This window comes from Gracilibacillus sp. JCM 18860, assembly GCF_055395245.1.
The window spans coordinates 3,301,184-3,314,087 of the sequence record NZ_AP043868.1; the positions used below are offsets into that span (position 1 = coordinate 3,301,184).

Annotated in this window: 11 protein-coding genes and 1 pseudogene; all 12 read left to right on the forward strand. The window is 35.8% G+C overall.

The window, feature by feature from the left end; translation table 11 throughout:
• Positions 1–3 precede the first annotated feature (3 nt).
• Entirely contained in the window at positions 4–885 is an 882-nt protein-coding gene (gene rfbA, locus ACZ5R4_RS16615) for a glucose-1-phosphate thymidylyltransferase RfbA (protein WP_464367647.1), read from the forward strand.
• Positions 882–1,895 carry a dTDP-glucose 4,6-dehydratase gene (gene rfbB, locus ACZ5R4_RS16620; RefSeq protein WP_464367648.1) on the forward strand — a complete coding sequence of 338 codons (1,014 nt, stop codon included), beginning with the start codon at positions 882–884 and terminating at the stop codon, positions 1,893–1,895. Before rfbA ends, rfbB begins: the two co-directional genes overlap by 4 nt.
• 25 nt (positions 1,896–1,920) lie before the next feature.
• Entirely contained in the window at positions 1,921–2,628 is a 708-nt protein-coding gene (locus ACZ5R4_RS16625) for a WbqC family protein (RefSeq protein ID WP_464367649.1), read from the forward strand.
• 46 nt (positions 2,629–2,674) lie between these two features.
• Positions 2,675–3,490 (forward strand): sulfotransferase, encoded by an 816-nt coding sequence (locus ACZ5R4_RS16630; protein WP_054860241.1) that lies wholly within the window; start codon positions 2,675–2,677, stop codon positions 3,488–3,490.
• Positions 3,490–4,623: a DegT/DnrJ/EryC1/StrS family aminotransferase gene (locus ACZ5R4_RS16635; RefSeq protein ID WP_347835073.1), complete on the forward strand. Its 1,134-nt coding sequence runs from the start codon at positions 3,490–3,492 to the stop codon at positions 4,621–4,623. The genes ACZ5R4_RS16630 and ACZ5R4_RS16635 overlap by 1 nt, the downstream gene beginning before the upstream one ends.
• A 24-nt stretch (positions 4,624–4,647) precedes the next feature.
• The gene (cysD, locus tag ACZ5R4_RS16640; protein WP_054860243.1) at positions 4,648–5,547 is read left to right on the forward strand and encodes a sulfate adenylyltransferase subunit CysD; all 900 of its coding nucleotides are present in this window, start codon (positions 4,648–4,650) and stop codon (positions 5,545–5,547) included.
• A 1-nt stretch (position 5,548) separates the two neighbouring features.
• Positions 5,549–7,375, forward strand: a complete 1,827-nt coding sequence (gene cysC, locus ACZ5R4_RS16645; protein ID WP_464367650.1) for an adenylyl-sulfate kinase — start codon at positions 5,549–5,551, stop codon at positions 7,373–7,375.
• Positions 7,376–7,478: 103 nt separating this feature from the next.
• Positions 7,479–9,257: an SLC13 family permease gene (locus ACZ5R4_RS16650; protein WP_464367651.1), complete on the forward strand. Its 1,779-nt coding sequence runs from the start codon at positions 7,479–7,481 to the stop codon at positions 9,255–9,257.
• Between the two features lie 25 nt (positions 9,258–9,282).
• Entirely contained in the window at positions 9,283–10,074 is a 792-nt protein-coding gene (gene cysQ, locus ACZ5R4_RS16655) for a 3'(2'),5'-bisphosphate nucleotidase CysQ (RefSeq protein WP_464367652.1), read from the forward strand.
• A gap of 21 nt (positions 10,075–10,095) precedes the next feature.
• Positions 10,096–11,262 carry a nucleotide sugar dehydrogenase gene (locus tag ACZ5R4_RS16660; protein ID WP_464368507.1) on the forward strand — a complete coding sequence of 389 codons (1,167 nt, stop codon included), beginning with the start codon at positions 10,096–10,098 and terminating at the stop codon, positions 11,260–11,262.
• 144 nt (positions 11,263–11,406) lie between these two features.
• On the forward strand, positions 11,407–12,150 hold the full coding sequence (locus tag ACZ5R4_RS16665; RefSeq protein WP_054860245.1) for an amidohydrolase family protein: 744 nt from the start codon (positions 11,407–11,409) through the stop codon (positions 12,148–12,150).
• 162 nt (positions 12,151–12,312) lie between these two features.
• Positions 12,313–12,695, forward strand: a pseudogene (locus ACZ5R4_RS16670) (GNAT family N-acetyltransferase); the annotation flags it as partial.
• Positions 12,696–12,904 lie beyond the last annotated feature (209 nt).

The following is a 12,904-nucleotide window of genomic DNA, read 5'->3' on the forward strand; positions in this document are numbered from 1 at the left end:
AAAATGAAAGGAATTATCCTAGCTGGAGGTTCAGGTACGAGACTATATCCCTTAACTCAAGCAACATCTAAACAAATGTTACCAATATATGACAAGCCAATGATTTACTATCCATTATCAGTATTAATGCTTGCAGGGATTAGAGAGGTATTGATTATATCAACTGAAAGAGACCTACCATTATTCCAGGAATTACTTGGGGATGGTAGTCAAATTGGATTGGAGATTCAATATAAGATTCAAGAGAGACCAAAAGGTTTGGCAGAGGCATTTATTATAGGGGAAGAGTTTATTGGGGGATCACCAGTAGCATTAGTACTTGGTGACAATATCTTCTATGGTTCTAACTTTGGTAATATCGTTCAGAAAGAAGCCAACATAAGAGAAGGTGGTTTAATATTCGGTTGTTTTGTTAAGGATCCAAGACGTTATGGGGTAGTGGAAGTAGATGATCAGCAGAATGCTATATCAATAGAGGAAAAACCTGAACACCCAAAATCATCTTATGCAATTCCTGGACTTTACTTCTTCGATTCAAAGGTTGTCCAATATGCAAAAGAAGTAGAGCCTTCAGATAGAGGAGAATTAGAAATTACTTCTGTTATAGAAAGGTACATGAACGATGGCCAATTAAAAGTCCGATTACTTGGTCGTGGTTTAGCATGGCTAGATACTGGAACCCACGAATCCTTGTTGGAAGCATCTAATTTTGTAGAAGCAGTACAGAAAAGACAAGGCCTCTATATCTCTTGTATTGAAGAGATTGCTTATCGTAGAGGTTATATCAATGATCAACAGGTCGAGAAATTGGCTAAGCCGTTATTGAAAACCGATTACGGTAAATATCTAATGGATTTAATAAAGTTGGAAGGAGAGGTTGAATGAAGGTCGCAGTCACTGGTGGAGCAGGATTTATTGGTGGGAATTTTGTTCAATACATGGTAGATAAATATCCAGATTATGATATATATAATCTTGATTTCTTGACATATGCAGGTGATCTTACAAAGCACAAAGAAATAGAGAATAATAAAAACTACCATTTTATTAAAGTAGATATAGCAGACCGCGAAAGTATTATGTCTATTTTTAAAGAGATGCAATTTGACTATGTGGTCCATTTTGCAGCTGAAAGTCATGTAGACCGATCAATTTCTGATCCAGAAATCTTTATTCGAACGAATGTATTAGGTACACAGATTCTATTAGATGCAGCAAAGCAAATGGATGTTAAGAAATTTGTTCATGTTTCTACAGATGAAGTATACGGAGAATTAGATTTTGATCCGAATACTTTTTTTACAGAGGAAACACCTCTCCGGCCTAATAGTCCTTACAGTGCTAGTAAAGCATCTTCGGATTTCTTAGTTAGGGCATATCATGAAACATATAATTTACCTGTGAATATAACACGATGCTCCAATAATTACGGTCCTTATCATTTTCCTGAAAAATTAATACCACTTACTATATCTAGAGTGCTAAATAACGAGAAGGTTCCAGTTTATGGCGATGGTAAGAATATACGCGATTGGCTCCATGTTTATGATCATTGTTCTGCTATTGACATAGTCATGCATGAAGCAAGCTCTGGTGAAGTTTATAATATTGGTGGGCACAATGAAAAAACGAACTTAGAAGTTGTTCAGACGATAATAAGAACACTTGGTAAATCAGAGGATTTAATTGAATTTGTTGAAGATCGTTTAGGACATGATAAACGTTATGCGATAGATCCTACTAAACTAGAAAAGCTAGGTTGGAAGCCAAAATATCATTTTGATACCGGTATTGAGCATACTATTAATTGGTACCTAGAAAATAAAAAATGGTGGGAAGCAATAATTAATGAAGAGTATAAAAAATATTTCGATGAGCAATACCAGATAAACTAATACTTAAGATTAGGAGTGCAGATAAATGAAATTAGCCATAATGCAACCCTATCTATTTCCTTATATAGGTTATTTTCAATTGATTCAGGCTGTCGATAAATTTGTCATTTATGATGATGTTCAATACATGAAAGGGGGATGGATAAACAGAAATAGAGTTTTAGTAAACAAAAGTCCATATACCTTTACCTTTAGTGTAAAGAAGGATTCTTTTGAAAAAAATATAAACGAAAGATACTTTAATCAAAATTTTAATAAAGAAAGAAAAAAGTTCCTTAAAACTATAACAGAGAGCTATGGGAAAGCGACAAATTTCAATGAAGTTTTTCCACTAATTGAAGAATCTCTACAGGTTAATATACAAGAACAAAACATTTCTGATGTCATAACAAGAAGTATAAAAATGATAGCTGATTACCTCGGAATCGACACACAGTTTATTCTGTCTTCAGATTTGGAAAAGTCCTCAGAAAATAGGGCCGAACGAATTATAGAAATAAATAGGTTACTAGATACTAATCATTATATTAATGCAATTGGTGGAAAAGAGTTGTATTCAAAAGAGTACTTTGAAGAAAAAGGTATAGAGTTAAACTTTTTAAGGACTAATGAGGATTTAACTTATGAACAAAATACTAATAATTTTGTACCGAATCTTTCCATTATCGATGTATTAATGAATAACTCTAAAAAGGAAATTCGATATCTGTTAAGTAATTACACATTAGAATAATAGTATATATTGCAATTTTAGGCATTAACAAATTGGAGTGAAAAAAATGGATTTCAAACAAATTATTTCGATTCACGGCGTACCTAGATCTGGGACTACGTGGTTAGGTCAAATTCTAGATAGTTCACCTCAAGTAAAGTATAAGTATCAACCTTTATTTTCCTATACATTTAAAAATAAAATTAATTTGCAAAGCACACAAACAGATATATTGAACTTTTATCAACAACTTTACAATAAATCAGATGAGTTTTTAGACCAAATAAAACAAAAAGAAACTGGAATTCACCCTACGTTTAAAGATAAAACAAATTCGCCTCTATGGCTAGTAACCAAAATGGTAAGGTACCATTACCTAGTTCCTCATTTACTTAAAAATATCGAAAATATAAAATTTGTTTTTATTGTCAGAAACCCATGTGGTTCTTTAAAATCATGGAAAAATGCACCTAGAGAATTTAAAAAGGATTTATGGGATTTTAATGAACAATGGGAATTTGGACAATGCAGAAATGAATTTCGCCCTGAGGAATACTTTGGTTATCATAAATGGAAAGAAGCTGCTAAATTATTCTTAGATATGAAAGATAAATATCCTGAAAGAGTATTTTTATTAAAGTATGAAGATTTAGTGAAGGATCCATTGGGTAAATCAATGGAGCTATACAAGTTTTGTGACTTAGACTTCAGTGATCAAACCAAAGAATTTATTAAAGACTCAACTAATATTAAACAAGAGGATGTTTATAGTGTATACAAAGGTCCGAAAGATGTAAATGATTGGAAAAATGAACTTGATGAATCAATAGTTAATAAGATTTACAATGATTTAAAAGATACAGAGTTAGGGATATTTCTATGATGAATACGATAAATGAAATCGGTGGAGAATTTGACTTAGATTACATATCATTAATGAAGAAAGCCAACTCTCCTTCTTTGTTTTATTTAAATGAATTATTTAGCTTATCTGAAAGAAAATATAAACTAGTCAATACTGGAAGAAGCGCTATAAAAGCAGTAATAAGTTTAATTCAAGATAATAATAAGAAACATATTCTTTTACCTTCCTATTTATGTGCAAGTATGGTTAAACCATTCCTCGAAATGAATGTGGTTGTAGAATTTTATAAAATTAATAAGGATTTCTCAATAAATTTAGATGACTTAGAAAGTAGAATAAATGAAAATACTCGGGCAATTTTCGTTAATAATTATTTTAATATATCTATTAACGAAAAGACTAAAAAGAAAATTTTAGACTTAAAGTCAAATAATGATTTAATTCTTATAGAAGATATTACCCATACACTATTAAATAGAAGAAGGAAAGATTTCGGAGATGTATTAATAGGTAGTATTCGTAAATGGTTTGCACTACCATCAGGTGGAATAATTATTTCAAATAATAAGAATATAGATTTAGAAGAGTTCAGTCTTATGAGTGATATGCAGTCTACTTTCCACCAATATAGAATCTTAGGTCAAGTATTGAAAAATACGTATGTTCACGAAATTGAGCAACCAAAGTTAAAAGAAAAATTTATGCAGTTATTTAAAGATGCAGAGAATGATTTAGACGACAATGAGATTAAGGTCACTAAAATAGATAATTATTCACAAAATATACTCCAAAGAATAGATATTAAGGAAATAAGGGATGCAAGAATTAGGAATTTCAAAATACTTTATGAGGGTTTAAAAGGTTTAAATGATAGTATTAAAATGGTAGGAGAACAATTATCCAACGTAGATGATATTGTTCCTTTAGGTTTTCCGGTTTTAAGCTCTAATCGTGAAGGCTTAAAATTACATTTGATAAAAAATAAAATATATCCACCAATTCATTGGGAATTACCAAGTTATATTAATAAAGAAATATATACGAAATCTTACGACCTATCAGAAAACATTCTAACAATCCCTTGTGACCATCGATATACTGCAGAAGATATGTACAGGGTTATTGAGGTAATAAAAAATTTTTATAATTAAACGCAATAAGGAGGCAGAAATAAATTGACACAACTTACACACCTCGACCAACTCGAGGCAGAAGCAATCTACATAATACGCGAAGTAGCCGCAGAGTGTGAAAAACCAGTAATGCTTTACTCTATTGGTAAAGATAGCTCTGTTATGCTACATCTAGCCATGAAGGCTTTTTATCCGGAGAAACCACCATTTCCTTTTTTACATGTTAATACGACATGGAAATTCAAAGAAATGATAGAATTTCGTGATCGAAAAGCGAAGGAACTTGGTATTGAAATGATTGAACATATTAACCAAGAAGGGATAGAGCAAGGAATCAACCCATTTGATCATGGTTCATCCTATACAGATATCATGAAAACACAAGCGTTGAAGCAAGCGCTAGACATGCACCAATTCGATGCTGCCTTTGGTGGAGGGCGTCGTGATGAGGAAAAATCTCGCGCGAAAGAGCGTATCTTCTCCTTCCGTAATAAAAATCATGCATGGGATCCGAAAAATCAAAAACCGGAAATGTGGAAGCTATATAATACCAAAATTAATAAAGGTGAAAGTATGCGTGTTTTCCCACTCTCTAACTGGACAGAGAAGGATATTTGGCAGTATATTCGCCAAGAAAATATCGATATCGTTCCACTTTATTTCGCAAAGGAAAGACCAGTCGTCTACCGAGATGGAAATATCGTGATGGTAGATGATGATCGATTGAAATTAGAACCCGGTGAAAAGATTGAACAGAAAAAGGTTCGCTTCCGTACACTAGGCTGTTACCCTCTTACTGGTGGTATTGAATCAGAGGCGGATACGTTAGATGAAATCATCGACGAGACATTAGGTGCTGTTTCATCAGAACGTACGAGTCGGGTTATTGATCAAGAAGCTGCTGGTAGCATGGAACGTCGTAAGAGAGAGGGGTATTTCTAGAATGAAAAGTTTACTAAAATTTATTACATGTGGAAGTGTCGATGATGGTAAGTCAACTTTAATTGGACATATGCTGTATGATGCAAAGCTACTATTTGCAGATCAAGAAAAAGCTTTAGAACTAGATTCTAAGGTTGGTAGTCGAGGGGGAGAGATTGATTATTCACTCCTATTAGATGGGTTAATGGCAGAGCGTGAGCAAGGGATCACGATAGATGTCGCCTATCGCTACTTCACGACAGACAACCGTTCCTTTATTGTGGCCGATACTCCAGGTCATGAGGAATATACAAGAAATATGGCAGTAGGGGCATCCTTTGCTGATTTAGCAGTTATTCTCGTAGATGCAACGAAAGGTGTGATCTCTCAAACGAAACGTCATGCTCGAATTTGTTCATTAATGGGAATTAAGCATATCGTATTAGCAGTAAATAAAATGGATTTAATTGGCTATGACCAAAAACGTTTTGAAGAAATTAAAAATGACTTTCATCAATTAACCTATGGATTTCATTTAGAAAGTATTCAGGTTATCCCGGTTTCTGCAACAGAAGGGGATAATATTACTAAAAAGTCAGAGAATACGCCATGGTATGATGGCAAAGCTTTATTACCTCATTTAGAGGATATCGATGTCACAGATGATGCAGATCAAGAAGAATTCCTCTTACCTGTTCAACGTGTTAGCCGCCCGAATCATACCTTTAGAGGGTTCCAAGGGCAAATTGAAGCAGGAAAGATTAAAGTCGGGGATGAAATTGTTGCTCTCCCGAGTAGAGAAAAAGCTAAGGTGAAAAGCATCCTTGTAACAGATCAAGAAGCAGAGGAAGCTGTGTATGGCCAGCCTGTGACGGTTCAATTAGATCGAGAGGTGGATGTCTCTCGTGGCTGTGTCTTGACTACCTCTGATCAGATTCAAGTTGCCGATATGTTCACCGCAACGATCCTATGGATGGATGATACAGAACTAGTGGAAGGGCGTAATTACTTAGTGAAGGTAGGAACAAAATTACTACCTGGAACGGTTATGTCGATTAAGCATAAAATAGATATTAATACAGGGAAAGAAGTTCCTGCAGATCGTATCTTTAAAAATGAATTAGTAGCGTGCGATATTTCCCTTTCCGAAAATATGATATTTGATACCTTTGAAAATAATGAGTCATTAGGTGGATTAATTCTGATTGATCGAGTGACCAATATGACCTCTGCCTGTGGTGTTATTAAGCATTCGTTACGTCGTTCTACCAATGTGGTATGGCAAGAAACGGATATCACCCGAGAGATTAGAGCACAGCAAAAAGGTCAAAAGCCTCTTACCCTTTGGTTTACTGGCTTATCAGGCTCTGGTAAATCGACACTTGCCAATGAGGTAGAGAAACGTTTAGTTTCAACAGGACATCATACGATGCTTTTAGATGGAGATAATGTCCGCCATGGTTTAAACAAAAACTTGGGCTTCAAGGAACAGGATCGTGTCGAGAATATTCGTCGAATTTCAGAGGTAGCGAAGCTAATGAATGATGCGGGGCTGATCACCTTGACCTCGTTTATTTCTCCATATGAAAGTGATCGTCGTAATGCGAGAGAAATCATTGGAGAAGAATATATCGAAATCTATGTGAGTACACCTTTAGAGGAATGTGAAAAACGAGATGTCAAAGGATTATATAAGAAGGCAAGGGCAGGAGAGATCCCTAACTTTACTGGCATTTCTAGTCCATATGAAGCACCGAAGAACCCTGAGGTAGAAATTGATACAAGTAAGTATTCCCTAGAGGAAGCAACCGATTATGTGGTAAAAGAGATCATGAAATATTTAGATTAGACATTAGAGAAAGCTACTATCAAAAGTAAAATGGTAGTAGCTTTCCTAGGATATACATAACTTTTTTGATAAAACATATGCCCGAAAGGGGTGATCTCCTTCGATGACTCTAGAAATGGTTTTTGTATTATCTATGATTATATTGATGTTTGCGGCACTTTTACTAGAATTGGCAAGGCCTGATATCATTGTTTTCTCGGCATTAGTCATTTTTGTGCTAACAGGCTTATTAACGCCAGAAGAAGCCTTTAATGGTTTTTCCAATCAAGGTATGCTGACGATTGCCCTTCTATTTATCGTAGCAGGGGCTGTACAGAAGCACGGAATCATTGACCGAATAATGAAAAAGTGGTTGAACAAAGGAAAGCATGTAAAAGGATCGATGATTCGTTTTTTTATCCCGTTATCTCTATCTTCTGCTTTTCTCAATAATACACCTATTGTCGTAACCTTTACCCCTATGATCAAAAAATGGTGTGAAGAGAAGGGGATTGCTCCTTCTAAATTTCTAATCCCCTTATCTTATTTTACGATATTAGGTGGAACGATTACGTTGATGGGTACCTCTACGAATCTAGTTGTTCACGGGATGTTATTAGATTTTGATCTAGAAGGTTTTAGTCTCTTTCAATTAGCTATCGTCGGAATTCCGATTACGATCGTTGGCTTTCTTTATCTACTCACGGTCGGCTACCAGTTGCTGCCATCTAATCGTGGTTTTCGTGATCAAATTCAGTCCGATACGAAGGAATATATGGCCGAAATGACGGTGAAAAAAGAGTTCCCTCATGTGAATAAATCGGTACAGGAAGCTGGATTGCGTGAATTAAAGGGCTTATATTTAGTAGAGATCATCCGAGAAAATGAACGTATCTCTCCAGTTAAATCGACAACGATTATCAAGGCTGGGGATCGATTAATCTTTACCGGACTTATTTCCACGATTGCAGAGCTACAACATATGAGAGGTCTTCAGCTAGAAACAGGTTCGCATTTAGAATTAGATGATTTAGAAAATAGCCATGTAGAATTGGTGGAGGCCGTGGTCTCTCATCAATCATCCTTACTATCAAAATCAATTAAGCAATCCCAATTCCGCTCCAAATTCGATGCAGGTGTCATAGCCGTCCATCGAAATAATGAGCGAATTAAAAGTAAAATAGGCGATATTATTTTACGCCCCGGGGATGTGCTACTTTTGCTAGCGGGTTCTGATTTTATTAGGACTTATCAGCAATCGTCCGACTTTTATGTCGTATCCTCTTTAGATACTCCTTCTAATCTGCAGGGAAATCAAAAGAAAGGTCTGTTTTCCATAGGTGTTTTACTCTTGATGATTTTTATGGTGACGGTCGGTTGGTTAAGTATGTTCAAGGCAATGCTACTTGCCGTCCTCGTCCTGCTCGTTACGAAAACCATTACCGCAGAAGAAGCCAAAAAGAACATTCAATTTCATGTTTTGCTATTAATTGCTAGTGCTTTTGGGATTGGGATGGCGATGACAAAATCTGGTCTCGCAAAATGGATTGCCGATGGTATGCTATCTATAGGCGAGCCTTATGGTATAGTGGTACTTATTTTACTCGTATACTTGCTAACCAATATTTTTACAGAATTAATCACCAATAGTGCTGCGGCTGTCTTGATGCTTCCGATTGGAATTGAAATGGCATCTAGCCTTGGGGTAGATTATATGGGATTTGCTGTCACGATTGCGATAGCAGCATCGGCAAGTTTTATTACCCCAATTGGTTATCAGACGAATTTAATTGTATATGGACCTGGAGGCTATCGGTTCATCGATTATATCAAAGTCGGTACACCTTTGAGCTTGTTAGTAATGATTGTAACGGTAAGTATTGTCAATGTTGTTTGGTTTTAATCACATAATAAAGGTGGGCATAAAAATGAAAAATCATATGTTCGATTTGTTTCAAGTGTGTCTAGACGCAGGAAAAGAAATATTAGATGTTTATGCACAGGATTTTGATGTGGAATTTAAAGAGGATGACTCCCCGTTAACGCTAGCGGATAAGCGAGCACATCAAGCGATAGAAAGTGGATTGGCTAGAATCGATTCATCCATCCCTGTATTAAGTGAAGAAGGAAGAGCTATTCCTTATGGAGAACGAAAGAGGTGGAAGCAATTTTGGCTAGTGGATCCACTCGATGGGACGAAGGAATTTGTGAAGAAGAATGGGGAATTTACTGTTAATATTGCATTAATAGATGATAAGTACCCTGTATTGGGGGTTATTTATGCCCCTGCATTAGATACTTTCTACTTTGGAGAGCAAGGACAAGGTGCTTATAAGCTAGAAAGGGCATCAGAGCAAGAGATTACTAAGCTTGATGATTTACTAGAAAAAAGCATTCTATTGCCGAGTGTAAAAGATAAGGATGCCATTCATGTAGTGGCAAGTCGCTCCCATATGTCTAAGGAGACAGAGGATTTTATTAATGAATTAGATGGTAACGTGGACGTTGTATCATCTGGAAGCTCACTAAAATTTTGCTTAGTAGCGGAAGGAAAAGCGGATTACTATCCACGATATGCTCCAACCATGGAATGGGATACAGGAGCAGGTCAAGCGATTGTAGAAGCTTCTGGTGGAAGTGTTACAAGACATGAAGATGGAGAACGATTCTATTATAATCGAGAAGAATTGTTAAATGGTTGGTTTTTAGCTAAAAGATAAAAAAGGGTGAAGGTGATAATGATGAAAATAGCAGTAGCGGGGACAGGCTATGTCGGATTATCGAATGCGGTTTTATTAGCACAGCATAATGAAGTAATCGCACTAGATATTGTGCAGGATAAAGTAGATATGATTAACAGCAAGAAATCGCCGATTGTAGATGAAGAAATTCAGCAATTTTTAGAGACAAAACCTCTCCATCTCGTAGCAACGTCTGATGCTCAAAAAGCTTACCAGGATGCGGAGTTTGTCATTATATCGACACCGACAAACTATGATCCAGACCGGAATTACTTCGATACGTCATCTGTTGAAAATGTAATAGAAACAGTGCTCGACATTAACCGAGATGCAGTAATGGTGATTAAATCTACCATTCCTGTTGGCTATACACTAGAATTACGCAAAAAATATAAGACGAATAATATTATTTTCTCCCCAGAGTTTTTACGCGAAGGACAGGCATTATATGATAATCTATATCCGTCACGAATCGTTGTTGGAGAACAATCTGATCGAGCAAAGGTTTTTGCCAATCTATTGGCTGATGCAGCGATTAAGGAAAAGATTGATATCCTATTTACAGATTCCACCGAAGCGGAAGCTATTAAACTATTTGCGAATACGTATTTGGCCATGCGCGTTGCATTTTTTAATGAGTTAGATACCTATGCAGAGGTCCGTGGCTTAAATACGAAGCAGATCATTGAAGGAGTGGGTCTAGATCCACGTATTGGGACCCATTATAATAACCCTTCGTTTGGATATGGTGGCTACTGCCTGCCAAAGGATACGAAGCAGCTCCTAGCTAATTACGAGGATGTTCCTAACAATATTATGCAGGCCATCGTAGATGCCAATCGAACACGAAAGGACCATGTAGCAGACAGCATTATCGCCAAAAAGCCTAACATTGTTGGTATTTACCGTCTCACGATGAAAACAAACTCTGATAACTTTAGACAATCTGCTATTCAGGGTGTGATGAAGCGAATAAAAGCAGAGGGGATTGAAGTGGTTGTGTACGAACCTGTATTGCAGGAAGAAAAATTCTATGGATCGAGAGTAATCAAGGATTTTAAAGAGTTTAAGGAAATGTCGGATGTTATCGTGGCAAACCGACTAACAGATGATATAAAGGATGTTTCGGAGAAGGTGTATACTCGGGATTTGTTTAGTAGAGATTAATGCTGCATGAACCAGATACGCTTAATTTAACCAATTGCTCATTCCTTTGAGTAATTGGTTAATTTACATTAACAGACATCTGTAGTGACAGCAACAGATGTAATTCGTAAAAGAATCTACGTTGTGCAAGAAAGGGGGATTTTAATGAGGATTTTTGATGCGCATTTTCATATTATTGATTTTGATTTTCCGATTATCGAAAATCATGGATATACACCACCTAGCTATGTTGTATCAGATTATCAAAAAGAAACTACGGATTTAAATGTATTAGGTGGAGCCATTGTGTCTGGATCTTTCCAAGGATTTGATCAAAACTACTTATTAAAAGCACTTAAGCAAATGGGAGAGGCATTTTGTGGCGTTACACAATTGCCAGTTACTGTAACTGATGAGGAAATTATTAGCCTACATAACCATGGTGTAAGAGCCTTACGATTTAATATCAAACGAGGTGGTTCAGAAGATTTATCGAAGCTCGATTACTTTGCTAAAAGAGTTTATGATTTGGTTGGGTGGCATAGTGAACTTTACATTGATGCGAAGGATTTATCCGATATTTCGTCAACTATTGAAAAAATGCCTGCTATATCAATTGATCATTTAGGATTATCTGAAGATGGATTACCATATTTATTAAAACTCGTGGATAAAGGTATTAGAGTGAAAGCCACTGGTTTTGGTCGTGTAGAATTGAATATTGAAAATGCCTTAAAAACAATTTATGATATTAATCCCGATGCCCTTATGTTTGGAACCGATTTGCCTTCTACAAGAGCGAAAAGACCCTTTGAGTACAAAGACATTGAATTGATTCAAAATTTATTTGATGAAAAAGCTGCCGATAAGATATTGTATAGGAATGCTTTAGAATGGTACTCGAATTAATTCGAGTACCATCATTCTGGGAATATATTTAGATAATAGGCTAAATAGAGAAGATTTATATTACATAATGAAAGGTGTGATCTCTTATGGCATATAAACTAAATGACGGAAATAAAGTAGGTTTTGTTTTACGGAAAAAGTCTATGCAGAGTAGATATCACATTGAAGTCGGAGAAAGAAAAATTTGAGTATATTTTAGAAACAGAAAGATTAGTAGTAAGACCATTACAGAAAGCTGACTACGAAAATTGGCTAAATGAATTTGAAAACCGTTATCCATCTCAGCATCGCCATGACAAAGGAAAAATAGATATGAGCGAACGTACGCGGGAGTGGTTTGATAGTCTAGTAGATAAACACCAAGAGTTAGCACTTACAGATACTGCCCACGTTTTTGGAGTGTTTAGAAGAGAAGATGGTGTACACTAGGTATGGTCGATTTTTCAACTTTAGCTAGAGATGATTTTCAATGGGGAAGAATAGGATATACCATCCATAATCAGTATTGGAGAATAGGTTACGGTAAAGAAGCAGTAAAAGCAGCTGATTACTGCCTTACCAGCCTTGCCATGTTTTTTACCACTGAATGACAAGGAATTTATCACTCATTGCCATTGTGTTTACCAATAAATTTGTAAAGCCCTACAGACATCGTTTCTAATGAGCTGTTGTAGCTTTAAAATAAAATTGCGACGTTTGTAAAAAAGATGCGATGTTTTACCCTTTAGATTTGAGTTGTCCAAAGGGATTTTTA

Excerpts from the sequence above, each read along its gene's own strand:
- rfbA (WP_464367647.1), top strand. The coding sequence starts at position 4 with ATGAAAGGAATTATCCTAGCTGGAGGTTCAGGTACGAGACTATATCCC.
- rfbB (WP_464367648.1), top strand. The coding sequence starts at position 882 with ATGAAGGTCGCAGTCACTGGTGGAGCAGGATTTATTGGTGGGAATTTT.
- ACZ5R4_RS16625 (WP_464367649.1), top strand. The coding sequence starts at position 1,921 with ATGAAATTAGCCATAATGCAACCCTATCTATTTCCTTATATAGGTTAT.
- ACZ5R4_RS16630 (WP_054860241.1), top strand. The coding sequence starts at position 2,675 with ATGGATTTCAAACAAATTATTTCGATTCACGGCGTACCTAGATCTGGG.
- ACZ5R4_RS16635 (WP_347835073.1), top strand. The coding sequence starts at position 3,490 with ATGAATACGATAAATGAAATCGGTGGAGAATTTGACTTAGATTACATA.
- cysC (WP_464367650.1), top strand. The coding sequence starts at position 5,549 with ATGAAAAGTTTACTAAAATTTATTACATGTGGAAGTGTCGATGATGGT.
- ACZ5R4_RS16650 (WP_464367651.1), top strand. The coding sequence starts at position 7,479 with ATGACTCTAGAAATGGTTTTTGTATTATCTATGATTATATTGATGTTT.
- cysQ (WP_464367652.1), top strand. The coding sequence starts at position 9,283 with ATGAAAAATCATATGTTCGATTTGTTTCAAGTGTGTCTAGACGCAGGA.
- ACZ5R4_RS16660 (WP_464368507.1), top strand. The coding sequence starts at position 10,096 with ATGAAAATAGCAGTAGCGGGGACAGGCTATGTCGGATTATCGAATGCG.
- ACZ5R4_RS16665 (WP_054860245.1), top strand. The coding sequence starts at position 11,407 with ATGAGGATTTTTGATGCGCATTTTCATATTATTGATTTTGATTTTCCG.